The sequence below is a fragment of the Pseudomonas acericola (SeqCode) genome, assembly GCF_053456465.1.
This window is the reverse complement of sequence record NZ_JBRFJB010000005.1, coordinates 73,493-97,490: the sequence shown is the minus strand read 5'-3', so window position 1 is coordinate 97,490 and position 23,998 is coordinate 73,493. Positions and strand designations below refer to the sequence as shown.

The window sequence follows — 23,998 nt, the reverse complement described above, 5'->3', positions numbered from 1 at the left end:
CGGCGCAGAATCTTGGAAAGTTAGGGGGCGGTGTGGAGCATCTGTTCAAGTCAACGCTGGCGCTGTGCTGCCTGACGCTGGGGGCTTTGGCCTTGCCCGCGCAGGCCGAGGAGGAGGGCGCGGCACGCCGGGTGGACGTCAATGAGTACTTCGTGCGCGGCAATACCGTGCTCGATGCGGCGGCGATCGAGGAGGCGGTGTACCCGTTTCTCGGCCCGCAAAAGACCTTGGGCGATATCGAAGGCGCCCGCGATGCGCTGCAAAAAATCTACCAGGCGCGCGGCTACCAGTCGGTGTTTGTCGAGCTGCCGGAGCAGAAGGTCGATGACGGTATCGTCTACCTGCAAGTCAGCGAAACCAAGATCGGCCGCGTGCGGGTGGTCGGTGCCAAGCACTACTCGCCTGTGGAAATCCGCGACGAAGTGCCGGCGCTCAAGGAGGGCGAGGTGCCGGACTTTGCCACCGTGCAAACCCAGCTCGCCGGCCTCAATCGCGGCGTCGGGCGCCAGGTCACGCCGCTGGTGCACGAAGGCCAGCGCCCCGGCACCATGGACGTGGACTTGCAGGTGGAAGACCAGAACCCCTGGCACGCCAGCCTCGGCCTGAACAACGACTACAGCGCCGACACCGAAAAGCTGCGCTCGGTGGCCACCCTGGGCTACGACAACCTCTGGCAACTGGGCCATAGCGTGTCCCTCACCTACTTCACCGCGCCTCAGGACAGCAGCAACGCCAAGGTCTGGTCGGGCTCCTACAGCGCGCCGCTGGATGAGCGCTGGACCTTGCAGTTCAGCGGTTACCAGTCCGACAGCAACATCGCCACCATCGGCGGCAGCAACGTGCTCGGCAAGGGCCACTCCTACGGCGTGTCGGCGATCTACAACCTGCCGGCCACCAATGTCTGGGCCAACTCCTTCTCGTTTGGCATCGACTTCAAAGACTTCGACGAAGAGATGCAATTCGGTGCCAGCCGCGACCAGGTGCCGCTCAAGTACGCGCCGTTCACCCTCGGCTACAACGGCTATCGCTACACCGAGCAATCCCAGCTGGGCCTGGGCCTGAACCTGGTGGTGGGCACTCGCGCGTTCTTTGGCTACGGCAGCGATGCTGAAGAGTTCGACTACAAACGCTACAAGGCCAACGCCAGTTTTGCGGTGCTCAAGGGCGACCTGAATTACACCTACACCTTCGCCAACAACTGGCAGTCGGCGTCGAAGGCGGCGTTCCAGCTGGCCTCGGGGCCGCTGGTGTCCAACGAGCAGTATTCCGCCGGCGGCGCCACCTCGGTGCGCGGTTACCTGGCGGCAGAGCGCACCGGGGATGAGGGTTACTTGCTGTCCCAGGAGCTGCGTACGCCGTCGGTGGCCAAGTACCTCGGCAGTTATGTGCAGGAGTGGCGCTTCTATGCGTTCGCCGAGGGCGCGCGCCTGCGCCTGCACGACCCGCTGCCCGAGCAAGAAGACGAATACAGCCTGGCCAGTGTCGGCCTGGGCACCCGCGCCAGTTTGAGCAAATGGTTGTCCGGCAGCCTGGATTGGGGCTACCCGCTGCTCAATGGACCGAACACCCAGAAACAGGACTCGCGACTGCACTTCAGTGTGCAGGCGACTTTCTGACTTTTTCTTTCGGAGACTTCACCCATGCAACGCCTAATCCTGAGCCTGTTGATCTGCCTGGGCTTCACGCTCCCGGCCACCGCCCATGCCTGGTGGCAAGACGACTGGCACTACCGCAAACAGATCACCGTGGACACCACCGCCCAAGGCGCCGCGATCAACCAGGCCCTGGGCCGCACCGCGCTGCTGGTGCGCCTGCACACCGGCAACTTCACCTTTGATGGGGTGAAGGACGACGGCGCCGACCTGCGCTTTGTCAGCGCCGATGACAAGACCGTGTTCAACCACCAGATCGAAAGCTTCGACCCGCTGATGGGCATGGCGCTGATCTGGGTCGATGTGCCCAAGGTCGAAGGCGGCCAGCGCCAGGACCTGTGGATGTACTACGGCAACCAGAAAGCCCCGGCCACCAGCAACGGCCAGTTGGCGTTCGACCCGAACTACACCGCGCTGTACCACTTTGACGGTGCCAACGGCACCCCGGCCCGCGACACCACGGCCTACGCCAACACCTCGCTCAATGCCACCGGCGCGAGCATCGACGGCGTGATCGGTCGCGCCTTGCAGTTCGGCGGCCAGTCGCTGCTGTTGCCGGCCAGCCCATCGCTGCAACATGCGGCGGGGGGCGCGTTCACCTTCAGCGCCTGGTTGCGCCTGGATCAGGCCAGTGGCGAACAGATCGTCCTCGCCCGCCGTGACGGTCCCCACAGCCTGCTGCTGGGGCTGAACCAGGGCACGCCGTTTGTGGAAGTCGATGGCCAACGCGTGGTCTCCACCCAACCGCTGAACCCGGGCCAATGGCAGCACCTGGCGTTCACCGCCGAGGGTGAAAAAATTGCCCTGTTTGTGAATGGCCGCGAGACGGCTGGCCTTGCGGTCGCACTGCCAGCGTTCAATTCCCAACTGGCAATCGGCGGCGATCTGCCGGACGCCGGCAGCGCGCATCTGCCGTTCGCTGGCGCCATCGATGAGCTGCGCCTGTCCAAGGTTGCACGCCCGGCCACCTTGCTGTTGGCCGATGCCAGCGCCCAAGGTGCCGAGTCGAAACTGGTGGCCTACGGCGTGGATGAAGAACAGTCGGGCTTTGGTTTCGGCAGCCTAGGCTTCTTGCTCAACGCCGTGCCGGTGGACGCCTGGGTGATCATCCTGGTGCTGGTGGCGATGATGTTTCAGTCGTGGGTCATCATGCTGCGCAAGAACCGCCAGGTCAGCCGCGTCAGCGGCGCCAACGAGATTTTCCGCGAGCACTTCGCGCAGATCGGTACGCGCCTGGAGATGTATGCCGATGACGCCCCGCTGGGCCAGCGCTTGCAGCATTCCTCGCTGTGGCGCCTGTACCTGGTGGCGGTCAAGGAAATCCGCACCCGCCGCGCCCAGGGCGCCGACACCTCGTCCGTCTCGGCGGCGACCATCGAAGCCATCCGCTGCTCCATGGACGGTGTGCGCACCCGCGAAAACCAGGCCCTCAGTTCCAAGCTGTCGACCCTGTCCAACGCCATCGCCGGCGGCCCGTACATCGGCCTGCTCGGCACCGTGCTGGGGATCATGGTGGTGTTCCTTGGCACGGCCATGGCCGGTGACGTGAACATCAACGCCATCGCCCCGGGTATGGCGGCGGCCTTGCTGGCCACGGCCATGGGCCTGTTCGTCGCGATCCCCGCGCTGTTTGGCTACAACCGCCTGATTACGCGCAACAAGGAAGTCAGCGCGGACATGCGTGTGTTCGTCGATGAGTTCATCACCCGCCTGGCGGAGATGCACGGCGAGAGCCAGTCCAGTGAAGCCGCGCACCGCCGCGAGCATCACGCCGCCGTACCGGCCTGAGGAGAATCAGCATGGCTTCCGTAAACGCCTCCCACGACGATGACGATGATGCCGCCGTCGATAGCATCAACATCACGCCCCTGGTGGACGTGCTGATGGTGGTGTTGGTGATGTTTATCCTCACCGCCACCGCCCAGGTTTCGGGCATTCAGATTCATTTGCCGAAGGCCAGCGCCTCGGTGTCGTTGTCGGAGGCCAAGACCAAGGCGATCTCCGTCAACGACGGCGGCCAGGTGTTCCTCGACGCGTACCCGGTGACCCTTGGCGAGCTGGAAGAGCGCCTGCGCATCGAGAAAGCGCAGAACCCGGACTTCCCGGTGATCGTGCGCGGCGACGCGTTGGTGCAGTACCAGAAGGTGATCGAAGTGCTCGATTTGCTGCGACGGCTGGAGCTGTCCCAGGTCGGGCTGGTCACCGGCAAACCGAGCCAGGGCTGAGCCATGACCGCACAGATCCCGATGCCGCCATTGCCGGTAAAGAACAAGCCGCCGCTGCGCCCGTTGAAGTGGGGCGCAGGCCTTTTGCTGGGCGCTGTGGCGGCCTGGTTCTTGTGGCAGTGGGCCAATGACATGAGTGGCGTGCGCCGCGAAGCGCCGAAGATCCCGACGATTATCCCGTTGCCGCCACCGCCACCGCCGCCACCGGAAAAGCCCAAGGAGCCTGAGCCCCAGGTCGAAGAAAAAATCCCCGAGCCGGTGCCGACGCCCGAGCCGGAAGAGGTCAAGCCCGCAGACGAAGCACCGCCGTCACCGGCGGACGATTTGGCCAACCCGATGCAGATCGACGGCGATGCCCAGTCGGGTAATGACGGTTTCAACATCGGCGCCGGTAAAGGCGGCGGCATGGCCGGTTCCGGTGGCGGCGGTCTGGGCACCGGCACGTACAAGCAGTACCTGGCAGGGGTGTTTCAGCGCCTGCTGCGCGAGGACCCGGAGTTGCGCAAGAAGGCGTACGCGGTGCAGGCCGATTTGTGGCTGAACGCCGATGGCCAGGTCACCCGTGCCGAGTTGGCCAAGTCCAGCGGTGATGCCGAGACCGATGCCCAGGTGTTGGCCGCCTTGCGCGCGCCCCATGCCACGCAACGGGTGCCAGCCGCCGTAACGATGCCGGTACGCCTGTCCCTCAAGGGCCGGCGCCCGGAATGATCGAACCCTTTTCTACGGTTTTTTACAGGAGTTGCGTACACATGATTTCCCCCGTGAATCGACTGACCCTGGCGGTCGGCATGGTCATCGCGACCCTGGTTGGCCAGGCGACGGCCGCCCCGGTTGCGCCTTCGGAAAACGTCACCATCAACCTGATCCGCCTGCTGGTGCAGCAGGGCGTGTTGACCCAGGACACCGCCAACGGGCTGATTGCCCAGGCGGAAAAAGAAGCGCTGCAAGCGCGCCAGGCGAATGCCGCGCCGGTGGTCGCCGCAGGTCCCGCAGCAGCGCCGGGGGACGTGCGCGTGCAGTACGTGCCGCAAGCGGTGCGCGATCAGATCCGCGACCAGGTAAAAGCCGAAGTCATGGCCACCGCCAAGCAGGAAAACTGGGCCCAGCCCAATACCTTCCCGGACTGGGTGTCCCGCGTGAGCTTTGATGGGGATATCCGCCTGCGTGACGAGTCGCGCTACTTCTCGGGCAAGAACGACGACACCATCACCGACTACGCCAAGCTCAACAACAACGGGCCGTATGACGTCAACCCGAATTCCAGCACGCAGCTGCCGCCGTTGCTCAATACCCGTGAAGACCGCGAGAACTTGTTCCGCATCCGTGCTCGCCTGGGCATGAAAGCGGTGATCTCGCCGGAATGGACCGCCGGCATCCGCCTCGGCACCGGCTCCGACAACAACCCAGTGTCCACCACCCAGACCCTCGGCGGTGGTTTTGGCAAGAAGGACATCTGGCTCGACCAGGGTTACCTGAGCTGGAAAGCCTCGGACATGGTGACCTTGACCGGTGGGCGGATCGCCAACCCGTTCTATTCCACCGACATGATGTATTCCAACGACCTCAACTTCGACGGCGTGGCGGCGATCTTCAACCACCGCCTCGCCAGCGACTGGAACCTGTTCGGCACCCTTGGCGCGTTCCCGGTGGAATACACCTCGGACACCGCCAGCAGCAACGGCTTCGACAAGGAAGAAAGCGACACCAAATGGCTGTTTGGCGGGCAGATCGGCGCCGACTGGAAGATCAACCGCAGCAACAACCTCAAGCTCGCGGGCGCCTACTACCAGTTCCAGAACATCGAAGGCGAACGCTCCAGCCTGTGCAAACCGTGGGAAGGCAAGCCGGGTTGCGACACCGACGGCTCGCGCGTGGCCTTTATGCAAAAGGGCAACAGCGTATTCAACCTGCGCGACATCGCGCCGAACCCGGCCACCCCTGGCAAGACGCCGGAGCCGCAGTTCGTCGGCCTTGCGTCCAAGTTCAACATTCTCGACCTCAATGCGGTGTGGGACAGCGAGTTGCCGAGCGACTTCAAGCTGCGCAGCCAAGCCAACTTCATCCACAACCTGGGCTACGACAAGGGCGAGATGCTCAAGCGCAGCGAAGGCCACATCGTCAACAACCTCAACAGCAACGGCGAGTTTGAAAGTGGCGGCAATGCGTTGATGGTCTCGTTCACCCTCGGCAGTGCGCTGGAGATGCGCAAGCGCGGCGACTGGAACGTGTTGGCCGGCTACAAGTACATCCAGCCTGACGCCTTGCCTGATGGCTTCAACGACTCGTCGTTCCACCTCGGCGGTACCAACGCCAAGGGCTACTTCATTGGTGCCAACTACGGCATCGAAAAGAACATCTACGCCAGCGCGCGTTGGTTGAGCGCCTCGGAAGTCTACGGCCAGCCGTTTGAAGTGGATGTGATGCAACTGGAACTCAACACGCGCTTCTGACGCGCACAGGAGATGCCACATGAACACGCGAATCTGCGGGCTGCTGTTGTTGTTCGTCGCCACCGGCGCCAGCGCCGAAGGCATGGAAGAGCGCCTGCGTACCCAACTGCGCAGCACCACCCAGCAGTTGCAGGCGTTGCAAAGCGAACAGGCCCAGGCCAGTGCCGCGCGCATCGCTGCGGAAAACCAGGCCAAGCAGGCCCAGGCGCAGATCAAGCAATTGACTGCCGAGCTGGAAAAGACCCGTGGCGTGGCCGAGCAAATGGCCGGCCAGCAACAAAGCCTGCACAGCCAGGCGCAAGCCCAGGTGGCGGCGAGCAACGAGCAGATCGGCAAGTTCAAGAAGGCCTACGAGGAACTGCTGGTGTTGGCCAAGGGCAAGGAGGCCGAGCGCGCCAGCCTGCAAGCCAAGCTGAGCGAACGTGACACACAAGTGCAGCAATGTGCAGTCAAGAATCAACAGATGTACGGCGTGGCCCAGCAACTGCTGGCGGCCTACGAAAAAATCGATGTGGCTGAGGTGATGAGTATCCGCCAGCCCTTCGCCAGCGGTGCGCGGGTCAAGTTCGAGGAACTGGCCCAGGGCTTTGGCGACGATTTGTACAAGAGCCGTTTTGATGCGCCCCAGGCAACTGCCAATCACTGATCGACAAGGAAGACTTCACCATGAGCGAATTGATCACCAGCGTCACCGTCCAGAGCCTCACCGAGCTGCTGCAAGAAGCCGGCTACCGGGTCAACCCGAGCGAGCAGAACGGCATCGTGCAATTGCTCAGCGCCAGCCAGGGCATCGGCTTTGCCGTGCGTTTCGGCAACCCGGCGGGCGAGCAGGGCGGTTATGTGGATTTCACCTACAGCTGCGCGTTGCGCATCCAGGGTGAACTGCCGGAAGGCCTGGCCCAGGTGTGGAACGCATCGCGCCGCTTTGCGCGGTTGTCGGTGCAGGGTGAATTCCTGTTGATGGAAATGGACGTGGTGGTGGCGGGCGTGAGCGTCACTTACCTGCGCAGCCAGCTGGAACTGTGGGACCGCCTGTTGCAGGAATTCATTGTCTACCTGCGTGAATACAGCCAGCAGGCTGCGCAGTTGCAGGCCGCCGCGCAATCGGTGGGCGAAGAGGCGCCGGTATTGTGAAAAAGCCAACCTTGATGGTCGGCGCGGGTGCGCTGGCCTTGCTGGTGGTGGCCGTGGGCTTGAGCCTGCGGCCGGGCAGCGATCCGGTGGCGGCGCAGCAGCCGGCGCCGGTGCTCACGACGCCGGCGGGCGGCCCGGCGGTGGCGCGCCTGGGCAACCAGCAGATCGACCTGACGGAAATGCAAAGCGTGCTGGCGAGCCTGCCGGCCGAGACCCGCGAGCAGCTGCGCGGCAACCGTGGCGCGCTGGAAACCTGGCTGCGTTCACGCCTGGCGCAAAAGGCCGTGCTGGAACAGGCCGACGCCCAAGGCTGGCGCCAGCGCCCGGAGGTGGAGCAGCAGACCCGCGCCGCCACCGAGCAGATCGTGTTTCGTGACTACATGTTGTCGGTCAGCCAAGTGCCGGCGGGCTATCCCAGCGCGGCTGAGCTGCAACAGGCCTACGACGCCGGCAAGGCGCAGTGGGTGACGCCGCCGATGGTTCGGGTGAGCCAGATTTTCCTTGCCGTGAACGACCCGCAATCTGCCGAAGCGGTGCGCCGCCAGGCCCAGGAATTGAGCCGCAAGGCCCAGGCCACGCCGGGGGATTTTGCCGCCCTGGCTACGCAATATTCGCAAGACCCGAACACCGCCCCGCGTGGCGGTGATTCGGGGATGCAGCCGTTGCAGCAGTTGGTGCCGCAGGTTCGCGAGGCGGTGGCGCGGCTCAAGGTCGGTGGTGTGTCGGACGTGGTGCAGAGTGCGGCGGGCTTCCATGTGCTCAAGCTCACTGCCCAGCAACCGGCACGCACGGCGACCTTGGATGAGCTGCGCGAACGCCTGACCGAGGCCTTGCGCAGTCAACGCCAGGAGCAGATCGCCAAGGCCTACCTGGAAGGCATGCTCAACACCGCCACCTTGAGTATCGACGGTGCCGAGCTGAACAAGGTGCTGGAGTAATACGCGACAACCCGCATTGGATGCACAGACCAACAAGACAGGGAGTCTCCCATGGCATATCTAGAACCGTCCGGCCCCCAGGCGCCCGCCGCTTATCGTCCGGCGAGTGAGTCGCGCAGCAGTTGGCCGGCCCTGGCCAGCGAGATCGAACCGGAGGTGGCGCGCTACTTCCTGGTGAGTGCGCGTTGTGGCTGCTTCATGCAGGCGGCGCGCAGCCTGAATATCAAGTCGACGCTGCTGCGCAAGCGCCTGGCGCAACTGGAAGAACAGGTGCGCCATGCGCTGTTCACCTATCAGGGCAATGGCCTGGTCCTCAGTCGTGACGGCCTGCAATTGCAGGCGCAACTGATCGCGCTGGCCCATGAACGGCGCCTGCCGGTGGTGGAACAGCCGCTGATCCGCCTGGCGGTGGCCGAGCCGATCCTGCATGACATCCTCGGCCGCGACCTGATCGCCTTGCTGCGCCGCAACGCCAGCGTGCGCCTGGAGATCATCTCCATCGACAGCCACTTGTCCCTGCAAGCGGTGGACGTGGACGTGGTGCTGTGGCTGTCCGACACAGACGGCCCCGCGCCCGGCCCGAGCTTTCCCATCCAACCGCCACGCCCGCTGGCGCGCCTGCATTACCTGCCGCACATTGCCAAGCGCTACTCACGGCTGACCACCCGCCCGGACAGCGTGGACGACCTCGACGACTACATGCTGGTGCAATGGCAACCCGATGTGCAGGTCGATGCCTTGCAACCGTGGAACCACGTCGTGGAGCAACGCCGCGCCGCCGTGGTGCAAGTGCAGGCCTACTCGCTGATGCTGGAAATGATCCGCTGCGGCGCCTGCATCGGCTTACTGCCGCACTACATGAGCAGCTTCGACCGTGGCCTGGTGGCGCTGCCGGGGTTGCTGGCCGACAGCATGCAGCGCCAGGTGTGGCTGGCGGTGAATGCCCAAGTGCAGGACGCGCAGGCGGTGCAGGTGATTGTCGAGTTGATCGTTGGCACGTTTGAGGGGCGTAAGGAGTGGTTTGACTGAGGTGATGGTGGCGGCTGACCCGGCGCTATCGCAGCGATGCGGCGACCCGACAAGCCAGCTCCCACATTTTTGCCCGGTGCAAACCTGATCTGGCCTGCAAACCCAATCCCCTGTGGGAGCGGGCTTGCCCGCGATGGCGGCCTGTCAGCCAGCACAGATGCAACTGACCCACCGCCATCGCAGGCAACCCAGCTCCCACAATTTTGATCGGTGTAAACCTGATCTGGCCTGCAAACCCAATCCCCTGTGGGAGCTGGCTTGCCCGCGATGGCGGCCTGTCAGCCAACACAGATGCAGCTGATCCACCGCTATCGCAGGCAAGCCAGCTCCCACATTTTTGATCGGTGTAAACCTGATCTGGCGTGCAAACCCAATCCCCTGTGGGAGCGGGCTTGCCCGCGATGGCGGCCTGTCAGCCAGCACAGATGCAACTGACCCACCGCTATCGCAGGCAAGCCAGCTCCCACAGTTTTGACCGGTGTGAACCTGATCTGGCGTGCAAACCCAATCCCCTGTGGGAGCGGGCTTGCCCGCGATGGCGGCCTGTCAGCCAGCACAGATGCAACTGACCCACCGCCATCGCAGGCAAGCCAGCTCCCACATTTTTGATCGGTGTAAACCTGATCTGGCGTGCAAACCCAATCCCCTGTGGGAGCGGGCTTGCCCGCGATGGCGGCCTGTCAGCCAACACAGATGCAACTGACCCACCGCCATCGCAGGCAAGCCAGCTCCCACATTTTTGAGCGGTGCCAACCTGGTCTGGCGTGTAAACCCAATCCCCTGTGGGAGCGGGCTTGCCCGCGAAGGCGGCCTGTCAGCCAACACAGATGCAGCTGACCCACCGCCATCGCAGGCAGCCCAGCTCCCACATTTTTGATCGGTGTAAACCTGATCTGGCCTGCAAACCCAATCCCCTGTGGGAGCGGGCTTGCCCGCGAAGGCGGCCTGTCAGCCAGCACAGATGCAACTGACCCACCGCTATCGCAGGCAAGCCAGCTCCCACATTTTTGAGCGGTGCCAACCTGGTCTGGCGTGTAAACCCAATCCCCTGTGGGAGCGGGCTTGCCCGCGATGGCGGCCTGTCAGCCAGCACAGATGCAACTGACCCACCGCCATCGCAGGCAAGCCAGCTCCCACATTTTTGATCGGTATAAACCTGATCTGGCCTGCAAACCCAATCCCCTGTGGGAGCGGGCTTGCCCGCGAAGGCGGCCTGTCAGCCAACACAGATGCAGCTGATCCACCCGGCACAGGGCGTTGCACGCCAGGCATAACTGCGCCAGTCTTGCAGGCCTTCATTCGGCGGAGCGAATTTTATGCAGTCCACCCGTTTGACCCTCATCTGCCATGCCGTCACGCCCCTGCAAAAGCGCGGCTATTTCCCCGATGACGAGTCGGTGGCGATGGATTGGCAACGCGCGGCGCTGTCCCTGGCCGGTCGCTACAAGAAACCACGTCGCCTGTTGTGTGGGCCGCAGGCTCGCACCCGGCAGACGGCGGGCTTGTTTGGCCACGACGCGGTGGTTGAAGACGCATTGCGCGATGCTGATTTCGGGCGGTGGAAAGGCCTGGACGTCGGCCGCTTGCCTAGTGATGAGTTGCAGGCGTGGCTGACCGACAGCGCCACCGCCCCCCACGGTGGCGAATCGGTGGATCAGGTCTGCGCGCGGGTAGCGCAGTGGATGCAGTCCCTCGAAACCCAGCCCGGGCATATCGTCGCCATCACCCATCCCTTCGTGATCCGCGCCGCCATGCTGTACGTCATGCAGTTTCCGCAGTCGATGTTCTACCTGATCGACGTCGAGCCACTGGCGGCCATCGAGCTGCGCTTCAATGGCGTTTGGCGCCTGCGCCTGGAAACTCACGCCTGAGCCGCCGAACATGGCAAAATCCACGCCCCGCAATGAGAGCAACCCATGAAACGCATCCTGATCATCGGCATTGGCGCCGGCAACCCTGACTACATCACGATGCAGGCCGTGAAGGCGCTCAATCGCACCGACGTGTTTTTCCTGATGGACAAGGGCCAGAGCAAAGACAAGTTGATCGACCTGCGCCGCGAGATCTGCGAGACCTACATCACCGAGCCCGGCTACCGCTTCGTCGAGGCCGACTGCCCCGAGCGCGTGCGTGGTGAAATTGACTACACCACGGCCGTGCAGGACCTCAACCGCGACAAGCAGCACACCTTTGAACGCATGATCAACGAGGAAATGGCCGACGGCGAAGTGGGCGCATTCCTGGCCTGGGGTGACCCGGCGCTGTACGACAGCACCATCCGCATCCTGCAGGCGATCCTGGCCAGTGGGCGCTGTGCGTTTGAATTCGAGGTGATTCCCGGCATCACCAGCGTGCAGGCCCTGGCCGCCCAGCACAAAGTGCCGCTGAACCGCATTGGCCGTTCCATCGAGATCACCACCGGGCGCCGGTTGGCGGCGGGGCAGGCGAGTGATGCGGATACGCTGGTGGTGATGCTCGACGCGGAAGATTCCTACCGTACCGTGGCCGACCAGGACCTGGATATTTACTGGGGTGCCTACCTGGGCACGCCGGACGAAATCCTCATCAGCGGCAAAGTCGCTGAAGTGGCCGACGACATCGAACGGGTGCGCAAGGCCGCGCGCCTGGCCAATGGCTGGATCATGGACACCTATCTGCTGCGCAAACCCTGAGGTAACGCCCCATGCTCAAGCTGTTTGCCCTGACGCTGGCGCTGTTGGCCGGTGCCGCCCAAGCCGACGACACCCTGCACGGTGATTTGCCGCTGGCGTACCTGGAACAGACCCAGGGCGATGCGCGCAACGAGCCGCTGGTGATTTTCCTGCACGGGTTTGGCAGCAACGAGGAGGATTTGTTTGGCCTCAAGGACGCCTTGCCGTCCACCTGGACCTACCTCTCCGCGCGGGCGCCGATGCCAGTGGACGCGAGTGGTTATCGCTGGTTTGCGAAGAAACCCGGCGACGGCGATTACGACGGCGAGACCGCCGACTTGCAGCGCAGCGCTCAACTGATCGAAGACTTTGTGCAGCAGGCCACCGCCAAGTACCACACCCAACCGGACCGGGTATTCCTGGTGGGATTCAGCCAGGGCGCGATCATGTCCTACGAGGTGGGGTTGCGTAAGCCTGCGCTGGTGCGTGGGATTGCGGCGTTGAGTGGCAGTGTGTTGCCGGTGTTGAAGGCTGAGCTGAAAGCGGATGCGGCACTGGACAAGCTGGCGATCTTTATTGGCCATGGGACGTTGGACCAGGCGCTGCCGTATGCCTCGGCGACCCGGGCGAATGAGGTGTTGCGGGCGGTGGGGTTGAAGCCGGAGTTTCATGGGTATGTGGGGATGCCGCATACCATCAATGAGGCTGAGGTGCAGGATCTAAGGGTCTGGCTAGAGAAAAGTCTCAAGTAAACACGGGAAATGTGGGGCTGGCTTGTGTGGGAGCTGGCTTGCCTGCGATAGCATCACCGAGGTGTCACTGAAAGACCGAGGTGCCTGCATCGCAGGCAAGCCAGCTCCCACACAAGCCCGCTCCCACAATTGGTTTTGTGTTGCTTGGCGGATTGGCTTATTTGCCGCCGGTAATCTGCTTCACCAGCTCGGCATGCCCCTTGGCATCATCCCCCCGGGAAATCGCCTGGATCACCAGCATGTGGTTGCCCGAACCACCCAGGAACGTGCTGTTCAACGTCTTGCCACCACCCTGCGTCGCAGTGCTGTCCACTTGGCGCAAACCCAGGCCCTTGAAGGTCAGTTTCTTCTCATTCTGCTTCTTGAAATCCGGCAGCGCGGCGCTCTGGTCCTTGACGAAACCGGCCACGGCACCGTCGAGGAACGGCGCGTCGTTATCCCCGATGTTGACCCCATCGGTACGCACGGTTTCGGCGACGATCACCACACTTTTTGTGGTCTGGTTGGCGTACAACGTGCCCTGGGTGGCTGCGCTGCTGTCTTCGGCCTTGCTGACGGGCAGGGTGTCAGCGACGTAGGCCTTGGGCAGGCTGAAGGTGAATTTGCCGCCCAGGGTGGAGATGCTCTGTGTGGCCGGCGGGGTGGCGGCGAACGCGCTGCCAGCGGCAAACACGAGTGCCAGCAGGGCGGTCTGGGTGAAAGTGGCCATGAAGCGCTCCAAGGATGAACGAAATTGCGGCGTATTCTGTCAGAAAATTCGCAATGTCGTTCATCCTGGGCCTTACACCTTGTCGGACTCCTCTTCGAGGCGGTCCATCTCAAACAGCCGCGCCAATTCTGCCCGGGCCTCCTGGGCGGTCTGCATCACCTTGGCCGCGTCGTCATACACCGCGTGTTGCGCGGCCAGCACTTGCAGGTCGTGGTTCTTGAAGCGGGTGATGCGCGCATCGGCCTGGGCCTGCGTCAAACCGAGGCCGACCAGGGTGCGGCGGCTCATTTCCAGGCTGGAGTAGAAGGTTTCACGCACCGGCGACGCATCCAGGTCCACCAGGCGGTGAACGTGCTGGCGGTTACGGGCTCGGGCGATGATCTTCATGTGCGGGTAGAGGTTGCGCACCAGTTCGGCGGTCTTGATGTTGATCTCCGGGTCGTCCATGGCGATCACGAAGAACTCCGCCTGATCGACCTTGGCCGCGTGCAGGATCTCCGGCCGTTGCGGGTCACCGTAGAACACCGGCATGCCGCCGAAGCTGCGGGTCAGCTCGATGGTTTCCACCGAAGTGTCGAGGGCGATGAACGAGATGTTTTGCGCACGCAGGATCCGCGCGACGATCTGGCCCATGCGGCCCATGCCGGCAATGACCACGCGGGGCGCATCGCTTTCGATGGTGCGGTACTCCTCGGGCACTTCCACCGGCTTGACCTTGGGCTTGAACAGCTTCGGGCAGATCAACAGCAGCAGCGGCGTCACGGCCATGGACAGGGTGATGGTCAGCACCAGCACGTCATAGAGGTGGGGTTCGAACAGGCCCTGGTCGCGGCCGATCTTGAACACCACAAAGGCAAATTCACCGCCGGCCGCCAGCACCACGCCCAGGCGCAGGGCGCTTTCGCGGTTGAGGTCGCCCACCAGGCGCCCAACGGCATACAGCAGCGGCAACTTCAGGCCGATCAACAGCAGGGTCAGGCCGAGCACCAGCAGCGGCGAGCTGAGCAGCAGGCTGAGGTTGGCGCCCATGCCCACGCTGATAAAGAACAGGCCCAGCAACAAGCCCTTGAAGGGTTCGATCTGGGATTCGAGTTCGTGGCGATATTCCGAATCCGCCAGCAGCAGGCCGGCGAGGAAGGCGCCGAGAGCCATGGACACGCCCACCAGTTCCATCAACCACGCAGTGCCAATCACCACCAGCAGCGCCGTGGCGGTGGACACCTCGCGCAGGCCGGTCTTGGCGACGATGCGAAACACCGGCCGCAACAGGTAGCGCCCGCCGATGATTACCACGGCGATGCTGCCGAGAATCTGCAACACATGTTGCAGGCCCTGGGCTTCGGTGGTCGGGTGATCGCTGCCGGCCAGCAACGGCACCATGGCAATCAGCGGGATCGCCGCGATGTCCTGGAACAGCAAGATGGCAAAGGCCAGGCGGCCGTGGGGCTGGTTCAGCTCCTTGCGCTCGGCCAGGCTTTGCAGGCCAAACGCGGTGGACGACAACGCCAGGCCCAGGCCCAGCACAATCGCGCTGTTCCACGACTGGCCAAACAGCCACAACGCCACCACGCCCATCACCAAGCCGGTGAGCAACACCTGGGCCAGGCCGACGCCAAACACAGCCTTGCGCATCACCCACAGGCGCTTGGGCGACAATTCCAGGCCGATGATAAACAGCAGCAACACCACGCCCAACTCGGAGAATTGCGCCACGCTTTGCGGATTGCCCACCAAACCCAGGACGGACGGGCCGATGATCACACCGGCGAACAGATACCCGAGCACCGCGCCCAGTTGCAGGCGCTTGGCCAGCGGCACGGTCAACACGGCGGCGAGCAGGAACACCACGGCTGCTTGTAACAGGTTGCCTTCATGGGGCATTGGGGACTCCAGGATCTTGAAACGAATCAACAGGAGCGTATTAGAGCGCTTTTTACGTGTCGAAAATTGTGTTTTTGCGGTGAGTGCCGCGCCTGTCGCGCTCTTTTTACCGTCCTGCGGGTGTTTCTGAAGGATGTACAAACAATTGTCCAGGCGCAGCGGGTGGAGGCGGGCCCATTCATCACCTAGTTTTATGCCCTTGAGTTTATATTCCTTGGGTGGCATATTCGCATGGGCTGGGACATTGAATACACGGATGAATTCGCAGGCTGGTGGGATGGCCTGGGTGAAAAGGAACAGGTTTCGGTATCCGCCAGCGTGGATCTGCTGGGTTTTTTGGGGCCCGGTTTAGGCTATCCCCACAGCAGCGATATCAAGGGCTCCCGGCACGGGAACCTGCGTGAACTGCGGATACAGCACACAGGGCGGCCCTATCGAGTGTTGTACGCATTTGATCCACGGCGATGCGCATTATTGCTGGTCGGTGGGGATAAGACCGGTAACAACCGATGGTATGAAAAACACGTCCCGCTAGCCGAAAGGCTATACGACGTACATTTGGATGCATTGGCTAAAGAGGGCCACAACCATGGCTAAAAAAATCGCTGAACTTCAAGCCCGCATGACGCCGCAATCTCAGGCCGAAGCCAAGCAGTTGTTCCAGCAACATCTAAAGGAAATGCCTCTGCACGAGCTGCGCAAAGCTCAGCAGTTGAGCCAGGAAAACCTGGCCAAGGCATTGAATATCAACCAGGCTGCTGTCTCCAAGATGGAGCGGCGCACGGATATGTACATCAGCACATTGCGCGACTACATCCGTGCGATGGGCGGCGAACTGGAGATTATTGCGACGTTCCCAGATGGTCAGGTCAAGATCGACAACTTTGCCTACTGAGCGTTGCCCGGCTGTGCTTGGTCTTTCGCGGTCAATGTCACCGGCCGGCGATACAACCCCACCGCCAACCCCACCAGAATGATCGCTATCGAGATCAGCTCCAGCGTGGAGATGCGTTCACCAATGATCAGCATCGAACTGGCGATCCCAAACACGGGGATGAGCAATGACAGGGGCGCCACCGTCGAGACGGGGTACGCTTTTAGCAGTGAGTTCCAGCCCCAGTAGGCAAAGTGCGTGGCCAGGTAGACCTGGAACAGGATCGAACCGATGGCCATCACGTCGAGGCTGGCGGGCAGGCTTTCGAACGCGGCGCTGCCGTGCATCCACCAGGCCATCAGGAACAGCGGGATCGGCGGAAACAGGCTGGCCCACACCATGAACGCAAAGATTTCCTTCACGCCTGACTGCTTGATGATGACGTTGCCCACGCTCCAGGCAAACGCACTGAGGACGATCAGCATGACGCCCAGCACCGCGTGGCTGCCGTCCTGGGTGACGACGATACCCGCGAGGCCGAGCAGGGTCAGGCCGGCGCCGACCAGCTGTGCGTCGCGCAGGTTTTCGTTGAACAGCACCACGCCCCAGCCGAGGGTGAAAAACACGCTGAGCTGGATGATCAGCGAGGCGATCCCGGGGCTTACGCCGACCTGGATGCCGTAGTTGATCACGCCCCACATGCCCAAGCCGAAAATCACCCCATACGCCGCCACGTAGCCGAAGTGCACGGCCGGGCGGCGGATGAAAAACACCAGCGGCAACGCGGCGAGGGCAAAGCGGATGCCGGTGAGCACAAAGGGATCGATGCCGCGCAGGCCGAGCTTGGTGATCGGAAAGTTCAGGCCCCAGACCAGGGTGACGAGTACGGCGAGGGCTAGGTGTTTTTTCTGCATGGGCTTTTCCTTAAGCGGGCAGGCATGTTCAAAGGCGTTGATGTTAAGCCGCAGGTGAGTGGCCCGCTTGCTATGTCAGGTCATCCTTTGACAATATCGGGCCATGATCCCGACCTTTACTGACAATGACCCCGAAGCGCTGGTGACGCTGCACGAATACGCGTCCGGCACCGTGTTTGCGCGGCATACCCATGCCCGTGGGCAGTTCGCCTATGCGTCCACGGGCGCCTTGAAAATGTTCACCGACCTCGGTAACTGGGTGGTGCCGCCGCAGCGCGCGATCTGGGTGCCTGGCGGAGTGCCCCACGAAATGCATATGCGCGGGGATGTGCTCATGCTCAACACCTACCTCGACGACGAAGCCGCCGGGCGTGCGGGTTTGCAGGGCCATTGCCAGGTGTTCGAAGTCTCACCGTTGCTGCGGCATCTGCTCGAAGCGGCGCTGACGATCGACCCGGCGGCGCGGCTCAGTGTACGGCAGCGCTGTGTGCTGACGTTGCTGGTGGATGAAATCGGCGCCATGCCCGAGCTGCCCCTCAGCGCGCCGTTGCCCGCAGAGCCGCGCCTGGCCCGCGCCTGCCAGCGTTTTCTGGACGCGCCCACGCAGACCATCGCCCTCGACACCATGGCCGCGTGGTCGAGCATGAGTCGGCGCACCTTTACCCGCCAGTTCCTGGAGCACACCGGCATGACCTTTGTGGCCTGGCGCCAGCAGGTGTGCCTGCTGGAAGCCACGGCGCGGCTCAGCCACGGTGCGTCCATCACCGATGTGGCGCTAGGGCTGGGCTTTAGCAGCTCCAGCGCGTTCACCTCGGTGTTCCGGCGCAACCTGGGGGATTCTCCGGCGCGTTACCTGGCCAAATCCAAGGCCGCGTCGTTGTTCTGAGGCGGCGTCGGTCAGGATTCACCTCTGTGCCGGCCACGCTTTGTTACTATCGCCGTCCATCGTCACCAGGAGTCACCGCCCCATGCAGCACCAGTGGGATGAAATGCACCGCACCCGCAAGCCCACTTTTGTGTTGTGCGGCGAGCCCCAGGGCGATGTGCTCAATCTCTACGTTCATGGTTACTCGGCCTTCTTCAACCGCCAGCAACTGGGCAATTTCACGGCGCAACTGGCGAGCATCGAAGGTTCGACCAATGTGATGCTGTTCTGGCCGGCCGGGCACTTCCTGGAAAACCTCTTCGCGCCGTTTAAGGAAGTGCTCGGCGCGATGCTTGGCGGTGGTGGCCTGGGCGCGGCGACCGTGGGCGTGGGCAAGGCGATTGCCTACTTTCTTGACCATTACAAAAGTGTCGAAGCGCGTGTCGATGAGGTCGCCCAGACCTTGCTGCCCGAACTGGCCAACTACCTGCACGCCGAAGCGCTGCCGGCGCGGCGTATCAATCTGGTCGGCCATTCCCTGGGCGCGCGCATCCTGGTCAAGAGCCTGTTGGCCAGCCCAGAGGTGGCCCGCGAGCTGCCGTTGCACAACGTGTTGCTGATGGGCGGGGCGATTTGTAAGTCGAGCCCGTGGGATGAAGTGTCGGCGCCGCTCCAGGGGCGGCTGATCAACTGTCATTCCAGCAAGGACTGGGCGCTGGCGATCAAGCCGGATAACGAGCGGTGCATCGGTCGTTACGCCATCCCGCTGACGCCTGCCCTCAAGGCCAAGGTGAGCAATGTGCACCTGGCCACCTTCGATCATGCCGCGTATTGGCCGCAGCTAAAGACCGTGGTGCAGTACACCGACCTGTTGCAGGAACGGCGCGGCATGATCCGCGCTGACCAGCGCAGCAGCGAAGTACGGTTTGCCGAAGAGGACGGGGAACTGTTCCCGGCGTTGGTGCAGGCACGGCCGGACGAGTTGAAGTTCCTCGCCGAACTGATGGCACAAAAGCGCAGTGCATCAATTGATGCCAGTGTGCGCGAGCCGTTGAAACTGGCCATCGAATTGCAGCGCATGGGCGGCGACAGCTTTATGAACCTCGCCCGGGGGCATGGCGTGAGTTACCGCCAGATCACCGAAGATGTTGCGCAGCGGCTGGGGATCAAGTTTGAACAGTCGGTTGATACCGTCGAGTTGGCGGACATCGAAGCGCAGGTCGCGGAACACCTGATCGAGCAATACAAGGACAAGCTCAATAGCGCCGACCGCCAGGCCTTCGACGCCGAACTGCAAGCGGCGGCGCAAAAGGAGCAGGGGGTGTTCGCGCGCTTCAGCGTAGGGCGCTCGGCCACTACCGCGTTGAGTGGCACGGCATTGGCGGGGCTCACCGGGTTTATCCTGCGGCGCGGGGCGGCCACGGCGATTCCGGTGGTGGGCCAGGCGTTGGCCGCGGCGATGCTGTTGGTCAGCGGGGTGCGCGCGTTTTCCGGCCCGGCCTATTCGATCACCACCCTGGCGGTGTTGGTGGTGGGCGTGATCCGCCAGCGCATGGAACGCGAGGCGCTGAACCAGGAAATGGACCTGGTGGTGCAAGTGGTGGAAGCATTCGACCTGCCCCGGGATACGGTGATGCGCACGGTTGCGTCCGACTGCTAAGCTGCCGGCACTATGCATTTGCCTGGAATACCGCGTGAAATTCAGCCTGCCGAAAATCGCTACCGCTCCGTTCTGCCCGCCCGAGGTGGCCGGCTCCGTTGCCGTTGACCCCAAGGCGTCGTTCTTCAAGCGGATGTTGATGTTCGCCGGCCCTGGCCTGTTGATTTCCATCGGCTACATGGACCCCGGTAACTGGGCCACGGCCATCGAGGCGGGCTCGCGCTACGGTTACAGCCTGCTGTTTGTGGTGCTGCTGGCCAGCCTGGCGGGGATGGCGGTGCAGTGCCTGTGTTCGCGGCTGGGCATTGCCACCGGCAAGGACCTCGCGCAGCTGTGCCGCGAGCGCTATAGCCAGCGTTCGGCACGTACCCAGTGGCTGCTGGCGGAAATCTCCATCATCGCCACCGACCTGGCCGAAGTGCTCGGTTGCGCCCTGGCGTTTCACCTGCTGCTGGGCGTGTCGCTGACCACCGGCATTGTCATCACCGCGTTCGATACGCTGCTGATCCTGGCCCTGCAAAACCGTGGTTTCCGCCGCCTGGAAGCAATCATGCTGGCGCTGGTGGCGACTATCGGCGTGTGTTTCTTCATCGAGCTGCTGCTGATCAAGCCGTACTGGCCGGATGTGTTGAGCGGCTTCACGCCGTCACTCTCGGCCATCAGCGATGCTGCACCGCTGTACCTGGCCATCGGTATCCTGGGTGCCACGGTCATGCCACATAACCTCTACCTGCACACCTCGATTGTGCAGACCCGCCTGATCGGCAAGGACCTGGCCAGCAAACAGGACGCGGTCAAGCTGGCGCGCATCGACACCATCGGCTCCCTGGCCCTGGCGTTGCTGGTCAACGCCGCCATCCTGGTGCTGGCCGCTGCGGCGTTCTACAAGACGGGCCACACCGATGTGGTCGAGATCCAGGACGCCTACCACTTGCTCGACCCGCTGGTGGGCGGCGCGTTTGCCAGCATCCTGTTTGGCGTTGCATTGCTGGCGTCCGGGCAAAGCTCGACGTTCACCGGCACCATCGCCGGGCAAGTGATCATGGAGGGTTATCTCAACCTGCGTATTCCGTGCTGGCAACGCCGCCTGATTACCCGAGGGCTGGCGCTGATCCCGGCGTTTCTCGGGGTGTGGCTGCTGGGCGATGGTGCCATTGGCAAGTTGCTGATTCTCAGCCAGGTGGTGCTGAGCCTGCAGTTGCCGTTTGCGTTGTACCCGTTGATCCGCATGACTGGCGATAAACAACTGATGGGGCCGTTTGTGAACCGGCTGCCGACTCGGGTGTTGGCGTGGTTGTTGTTTGCGGTGATCAGTGGGGCGAATGGGTGGTTGATTGGGCAGTGGGTGTTTTGAGTCGTAACGGTTGGGCGTCACACCAGAATCGCTAGGGATGTGTACTGGGCGACGTGCGGATCGGTCGTAATCAACCTCATCGGCTCGTTCATGGCGACTGCGACGATGAGCCGATCGAAGGGATCTTTGTGATGATGCTCAAGATCCTTTACGGCAGTGGCGTGTTCAGTCGTGATGGGTAGCTCGACGAAGCCGCTGTCCAGGCAAAGTTCACGGAGCTTGTTCATGTCTACATTGAGTTTCCCCAAGCCGACCTTGATTGCCATTTCCCAGAATGTTGCAGCGCTGACGTAAATTTCTGCCGCATTTTCAATGTGTTTTTGAGCTTTGCTGGAGAGCTTGGGGTCATCAGTCAGCGACCAAAGCAAAATGTGGGTATCCAACAAGACCCTCATAGAGGGTTGCCCTCGAAGGCGTCCAGTAGATCGTCCGGTAAAGGCGCATCAAAGTCGTCAGGAACAACAAACATGCCTTTCATCGCACCAATTCGCGGCCCCTTGGGCTTCGTTATGGGGACAAGTTGCGCCATCGCGCGGCCATGTTTGGAGATGGTGATGGTTTTTCCGGCGGCAGCTTCATCAACCAGTTTTGACAGATTGTTTTTAGCTTCACCCAAGGGCACGGTAATCATGCGGACTTCCCCCTGTTTGGGCCAAATATAGTCAAAGCTCCGTGAGCTATCAAAGACGGCCTGACAACTGGCTGTAGCCGCTCGCTTGGCATGGGGTTTTTTGTCGTATTGGAAGTCCATGGCATCTCTCCGAAAATGAATTCGTCAAAGTCTGCCCCAAGGAGAAATGCCACAAAATAGTGGCCCGCTAAATCAGACCGCACCTACGCGGCCCACTCGGAAATTTCCTCAAGCGCCGCACACCTCACCGATCCCAATACGGCACCACCCCAAAACACTCTACAAAATAATCAATCACCGTGCGCACCTTCAGCGACAACCGCCGGCTGCCCGGCCAGAGCGCGGCGATCTGTTGCGGCTCCAGCGTGGTCGCCACTTCGTACTCCGTGAGTACCGCCTGCAAGGTGCCTGCGCGCAGGCCCTCGCCAATCAGCCAGGACGGAAACACCACCAGCCCCAGGCCTTGCTCGGCGGCGTGGGTCAGGGTGTCGGCGTGGTTACCGGTGATCGGGCCCTTGACACTGTAGGGCGTCCAGTCGCCGCCGTCGCGGCGGAAGAACCAGCGTTGCTGGCCGGTGATGCCTTTGTAGGCCAGGCACTGGTGGTTGACCAGTTCGTCGGGGTGCTTGGGCGTGCCGTGCTTGGCCAGGTAGGCGGGGCTGGCGGCGATGCGAAAGCGCTGCGGCGCGAAGATGCGCGCCTGCATGCCCGAGTCGTTGAGCACGCCGATGCGAAACAGCAGGTCGGTGCCGTCTTGCAGGGGATCGACGTAGGTGTCGGTCTGCTGGATGTCCAGTTGCAGCTTGGGATAGCGCCGGCACAGCTCGCCCAGCCACGGTGACAGGTGGCGCTGGCCGAACACCATCGGCGCGTTGATGCGCACCAGGCCGCTGGGTTCGCGTTCCTGTTCCTGCAAGGCCTGGCCGGCGGTTTCCAGTTGTTCCAGCAGCAAACGAGCGTGATGTCCGAGCAGGCGCCCGGCCTCGGTGGGGCTGACCGCACGGGTGTGGCGGTAGAGCAATTGCTGGCCTAGGGCCTGTTCCATCAGCTGGATCTGCCGGGAGATAGAGGAGGGCGCCAGGCTTTCGCGGCGGGCCACTTCGGAAAAGCTGCCATGGTCGAGCACGGCCACAAACAGGCGCAGCGCCTTGAAACTCAATTCATTCAAACCCTGCATCGTGGCTCCAGGCTGTGCGTATTGCGCAAAGGTGTTGTCGGCATGCTGCCATTTATCGCACAGCACCACCACCGGATAATGCGCGCCATGTCTCTTTCTTGAAGCGCAGGTGATGTATGCAGGCAAGTTCTATCGAGGGCGCGGCGTTAGCCCGCCCGAAGAAAAACCTTTTGCGGCTGTTGTTGCTGCCGCTGGTGATCCTGGCGGGCATGGGCTTGTCAGTGGAGGCCGGGCTGCTGGGGCCTTTGGGTGTGCAGGTCGGGCATTTGTGGGCGACGTTGAGCATCTTCGGCGTGGGCTCGGCGATTCTGTATGTGTTGCTGCTGTTCAGCGGCCCGCAAAAGGGCCCGGCGTTGACCGACCTGCCGCGTTGGCAATTGATCGGCGGCTTCCTGGGGCCGATGTACGTGGTGGTGCTGACCCTGGCCACGCCGCATATCGGCATCGCCATGACCATGATCGCGATTCTGTCCGGGCAGGTGGGCAAGAGCGTGTTGATCGACCATTTCGGCTGGTTCGGCACCGCGCGCAAGCGGGTCAATGGTGAACGCTGGATTGCGTTGGCGTTGATTGTGGCGGCACTGGTCTTGATTGCACGAGGGTAAGGCGATGAATTTGATTCTGTTGTTGGTACTGGTGATTGCCGCCGGTGCAGTGTTGAGTGTGCAGGCCGCGATCAACGGGCGCCTGGGCCAGACGGTGGGCGTGTTGCGCAGCAGCTTGCTGACCTTTGCCGTGGGCGCGCTGACCACGGCGTTGTTGATTTTCTTCTTTGAACCCGCCCAGGCCGTGAGCTTGCTGGAAGTGCCGAAATGGCAACTGACCGGTGCCTTGTTTGGCGTGGTGTACATGATGGTGATGGTCGGCGCGGTGCCGATTGTGGGCACGGCCGTGGCCACGGTGGCGGTGATCGTCGGGCAATTGGGCATGGGCATGCTGATCGACAACTTTGGCTGGCTGGGCAACCCGGCGATCGAGCTGTCAGGGAGCCGGATTGTGGCGATGCTCTGCCTGGCGTTGGCGCTGGTGTTTATGTATCGCAGTAACACCCGCCAGGCCGACTGACCCTAACGGCAGGAACGCTGTACCTGTGGCTGACTGG

General features: G+C 62.6%; 25 protein-coding genes. 19 read left to right on the top strand and 6 right to left on the bottom strand.

The window, feature by feature from the left end:
• Nucleotides 1-32: 32 nt before the first annotated feature.
• The 12 genes from ACU688_RS19990 (at nucleotide 33) to ACU688_RS19935 (ending at nucleotide 12,831) form a co-directional block, all read left to right on the top strand.
• The gene (locus tag ACU688_RS19990; protein WP_448186086.1) at nucleotides 33-1,616 is read left to right on the top strand and encodes a ShlB/FhaC/HecB family hemolysin secretion/activation protein; all 1,584 of its coding nucleotides are present in this window, start codon (nucleotides 33-35) and stop codon (nucleotides 1,614-1,616) included.
• Between the two features lie 24 nt (nucleotides 1,617-1,640).
• The gene (locus ACU688_RS19985) at nucleotides 1,641-3,440 is read left to right on the top strand and encodes a DUF2341 domain-containing protein (protein WP_448186085.1); all 1,800 of its coding nucleotides are present in this window, start codon (nucleotides 1,641-1,643) and stop codon (nucleotides 3,438-3,440) included.
• A gap of 11 nt (nucleotides 3,441-3,451) precedes the next feature.
• The gene (locus ACU688_RS19980; RefSeq protein WP_017738393.1) at nucleotides 3,452-3,877 is read left to right on the top strand and encodes an ExbD/TolR family protein; all 426 of its coding nucleotides are present in this window, start codon (nucleotides 3,452-3,454) and stop codon (nucleotides 3,875-3,877) included.
• A 3-nt stretch (nucleotides 3,878-3,880) separates the two neighbouring features.
• Nucleotides 3,881-4,585: an energy transducer TonB family protein gene (locus ACU688_RS19975; RefSeq protein ID WP_017738392.1), complete on the top strand. Its 705-nt coding sequence runs from the start codon at nucleotides 3,881-3,883 to the stop codon at nucleotides 4,583-4,585.
• A 41-nt stretch (nucleotides 4,586-4,626) separates the two neighbouring features.
• A complete protein-coding gene (locus ACU688_RS19970) occupies nucleotides 4,627-6,327 on the top strand; it encodes a putative porin (protein WP_448186084.1) in 1,701 nt (566 codons plus the stop codon).
• Nucleotides 6,328-6,346: 19 nt separating this feature from the next.
• On the top strand, nucleotides 6,347-6,973 hold the full coding sequence (locus ACU688_RS19965) for a hypothetical protein (protein WP_017738390.1): 627 nt from the start codon (nucleotides 6,347-6,349) through the stop codon (nucleotides 6,971-6,973).
• Between the two features lie 20 nt (nucleotides 6,974-6,993).
• Nucleotides 6,994-7,461, top strand: a complete 468-nt coding sequence (locus ACU688_RS19960; protein WP_017738389.1) for a YbjN domain-containing protein — start codon at nucleotides 6,994-6,996, stop codon at nucleotides 7,459-7,461.
• Nucleotides 7,458-8,399, top strand: coding sequence for a peptidylprolyl isomerase (locus tag ACU688_RS19955; protein WP_448186083.1), 942 nt, complete (start codon nucleotides 7,458-7,460; stop codon nucleotides 8,397-8,399). The genes ACU688_RS19960 and ACU688_RS19955 overlap by 4 nt, the downstream gene beginning before the upstream one ends.
• Before the next feature lie 51 nt (nucleotides 8,400-8,450).
• Nucleotides 8,451-9,428 carry a LysR family transcriptional regulator gene (locus ACU688_RS19950; protein ID WP_448186082.1) on the top strand — a complete coding sequence of 326 codons (978 nt, stop codon included), beginning with the start codon at nucleotides 8,451-8,453 and terminating at the stop codon, nucleotides 9,426-9,428.
• Between the two features lie 1,316 nt (nucleotides 9,429-10,744).
• Nucleotides 10,745-11,299, top strand: coding sequence for a histidine phosphatase family protein (locus tag ACU688_RS19945; protein ID WP_448186081.1), 555 nt, complete (start codon nucleotides 10,745-10,747; stop codon nucleotides 11,297-11,299).
• Between the two features lie 45 nt (nucleotides 11,300-11,344).
• Nucleotides 11,345-12,100: a precorrin-6A synthase (deacetylating) gene (cobF, locus tag ACU688_RS19940; protein ID WP_257784054.1), complete on the top strand. Its 756-nt coding sequence runs from the start codon at nucleotides 11,345-11,347 to the stop codon at nucleotides 12,098-12,100.
• 11 nt (nucleotides 12,101-12,111) lie between these two features.
• Complete coding sequence (locus ACU688_RS19935; RefSeq protein ID WP_448186080.1) at nucleotides 12,112-12,831, top strand: alpha/beta hydrolase; 720 nt, start codon at nucleotides 12,112-12,114, stop codon at nucleotides 12,829-12,831.
• Nucleotides 12,832-12,988: 157 nt separating this feature from the next.
• Here ACU688_RS19935 and ACU688_RS19930 read toward each other — a convergent pair whose 3' ends face one another.
• Together ACU688_RS19930 and ACU688_RS19925 are read right to left on the bottom strand one after the other, a co-directional pair.
• On the bottom strand, nucleotides 12,989-13,540 hold the full coding sequence (locus ACU688_RS19930; RefSeq protein WP_448186079.1) for a DcrB/PsbP domain-containing protein: 552 nt from the start codon (nucleotides 13,538-13,540) through the stop codon (nucleotides 12,989-12,991).
• Nucleotides 13,541-13,612: 72 nt separating this feature from the next.
• Complete coding sequence (locus ACU688_RS19925) at nucleotides 13,613-15,421, bottom strand: monovalent cation:proton antiporter-2 (CPA2) family protein (RefSeq protein ID WP_207047007.1); 1,809 nt, start codon at nucleotides 15,419-15,421, stop codon at nucleotides 13,613-13,615.
• Between the two features lie 231 nt (nucleotides 15,422-15,652).
• Between ACU688_RS19925 and ACU688_RS19920 the strand changes: the two genes are divergently transcribed.
• Nucleotides 15,653-16,018, top strand: coding sequence for a type II toxin-antitoxin system RelE/ParE family toxin (locus tag ACU688_RS19920; RefSeq protein WP_448186078.1), 366 nt, complete (start codon nucleotides 15,653-15,655; stop codon nucleotides 16,016-16,018).
• Nucleotides 16,011-16,316: an XRE family transcriptional regulator gene (locus ACU688_RS19915; RefSeq protein ID WP_448186077.1), complete on the top strand. Its 306-nt coding sequence runs from the start codon at nucleotides 16,011-16,013 to the stop codon at nucleotides 16,314-16,316. Before ACU688_RS19920 ends, ACU688_RS19915 begins: the two co-directional genes overlap by 8 nt.
• On the opposite strand, the gene ACU688_RS19910 is transcribed toward ACU688_RS19915, so the two are convergent.
• On the bottom strand, nucleotides 16,310-17,209 hold the full coding sequence (locus tag ACU688_RS19910; RefSeq protein ID WP_448186076.1) for an EamA family transporter: 900 nt from the start codon (nucleotides 17,207-17,209) through the stop codon (nucleotides 16,310-16,312). The genes ACU688_RS19915 and ACU688_RS19910 overlap by 7 nt on opposite strands.
• Before the next feature lie 103 nt (nucleotides 17,210-17,312).
• Here ACU688_RS19910 and ACU688_RS19905 point away from each other — a divergent pair, with 103 nt between their 5' ends.
• The 3 genes from ACU688_RS19905 to ACU688_RS19895 all read left to right on the top strand — a co-directional run bounded on the left by ACU688_RS19905 (nucleotide 17,313) and on the right by ACU688_RS19895 (nucleotide 21,088).
• Nucleotides 17,313-18,095 carry an AraC family transcriptional regulator gene (locus ACU688_RS19905; protein ID WP_448186075.1) on the top strand — a complete coding sequence of 261 codons (783 nt, stop codon included), beginning with the start codon at nucleotides 17,313-17,315 and terminating at the stop codon, nucleotides 18,093-18,095.
• Nucleotides 18,096-18,177: 82 nt separating this feature from the next.
• On the top strand, nucleotides 18,178-19,734 hold the full coding sequence (locus ACU688_RS19900) for a DUF726 domain-containing protein (protein ID WP_448186074.1): 1,557 nt from the start codon (nucleotides 18,178-18,180) through the stop codon (nucleotides 19,732-19,734).
• Between the two features lie 34 nt (nucleotides 19,735-19,768).
• Nucleotides 19,769-21,088 (top strand): Nramp family divalent metal transporter, encoded by a 1,320-nt coding sequence (locus tag ACU688_RS19895; protein ID WP_017738378.1) that lies wholly within the window; start codon nucleotides 19,769-19,771, stop codon nucleotides 21,086-21,088.
• A 17-nt stretch (nucleotides 21,089-21,105) separates the two neighbouring features.
• On the opposite strand, the gene ACU688_RS19890 is transcribed toward ACU688_RS19895, so the two are convergent.
• From ACU688_RS19890 to ACU688_RS19880, 3 genes are all read right to left on the bottom strand, one after another.
• The gene (locus ACU688_RS19890; protein ID WP_448186073.1) at nucleotides 21,106-21,483 is read right to left on the bottom strand and encodes a type II toxin-antitoxin system VapC family toxin; all 378 of its coding nucleotides are present in this window, start codon (nucleotides 21,481-21,483) and stop codon (nucleotides 21,106-21,108) included.
• On the bottom strand, nucleotides 21,480-21,839 hold the full coding sequence (locus ACU688_RS19885) for a type II toxin-antitoxin system Phd/YefM family antitoxin (protein WP_242551781.1): 360 nt from the start codon (nucleotides 21,837-21,839) through the stop codon (nucleotides 21,480-21,482). The genes ACU688_RS19890 and ACU688_RS19885 overlap by 4 nt, the downstream gene beginning before the upstream one ends.
• A gap of 124 nt (nucleotides 21,840-21,963) precedes the next feature.
• On the bottom strand, nucleotides 21,964-22,896 hold the full coding sequence (locus ACU688_RS19880) for a LysR family transcriptional regulator (protein ID WP_448186072.1): 933 nt from the start codon (nucleotides 22,894-22,896) through the stop codon (nucleotides 21,964-21,966).
• A gap of 116 nt (nucleotides 22,897-23,012) precedes the next feature.
• On the opposite strand from ACU688_RS19880, the gene ACU688_RS19875 reads away from it, so the two are divergent.
• Both ACU688_RS19875 and ACU688_RS19870 read left to right on the top strand, forming a co-directional pair.
• On the top strand, nucleotides 23,013-23,501 hold the full coding sequence (locus ACU688_RS19875; RefSeq protein WP_448186071.1) for a DMT family transporter: 489 nt from the start codon (nucleotides 23,013-23,015) through the stop codon (nucleotides 23,499-23,501).
• A 4-nt stretch (nucleotides 23,502-23,505) separates the two neighbouring features.
• A complete protein-coding gene (locus ACU688_RS19870) occupies nucleotides 23,506-23,961 on the top strand; it encodes a DMT family transporter (protein ID WP_448186070.1) in 456 nt (151 codons plus the stop codon).
• Nucleotides 23,962-23,998: the final 37 nt, after the last annotated feature.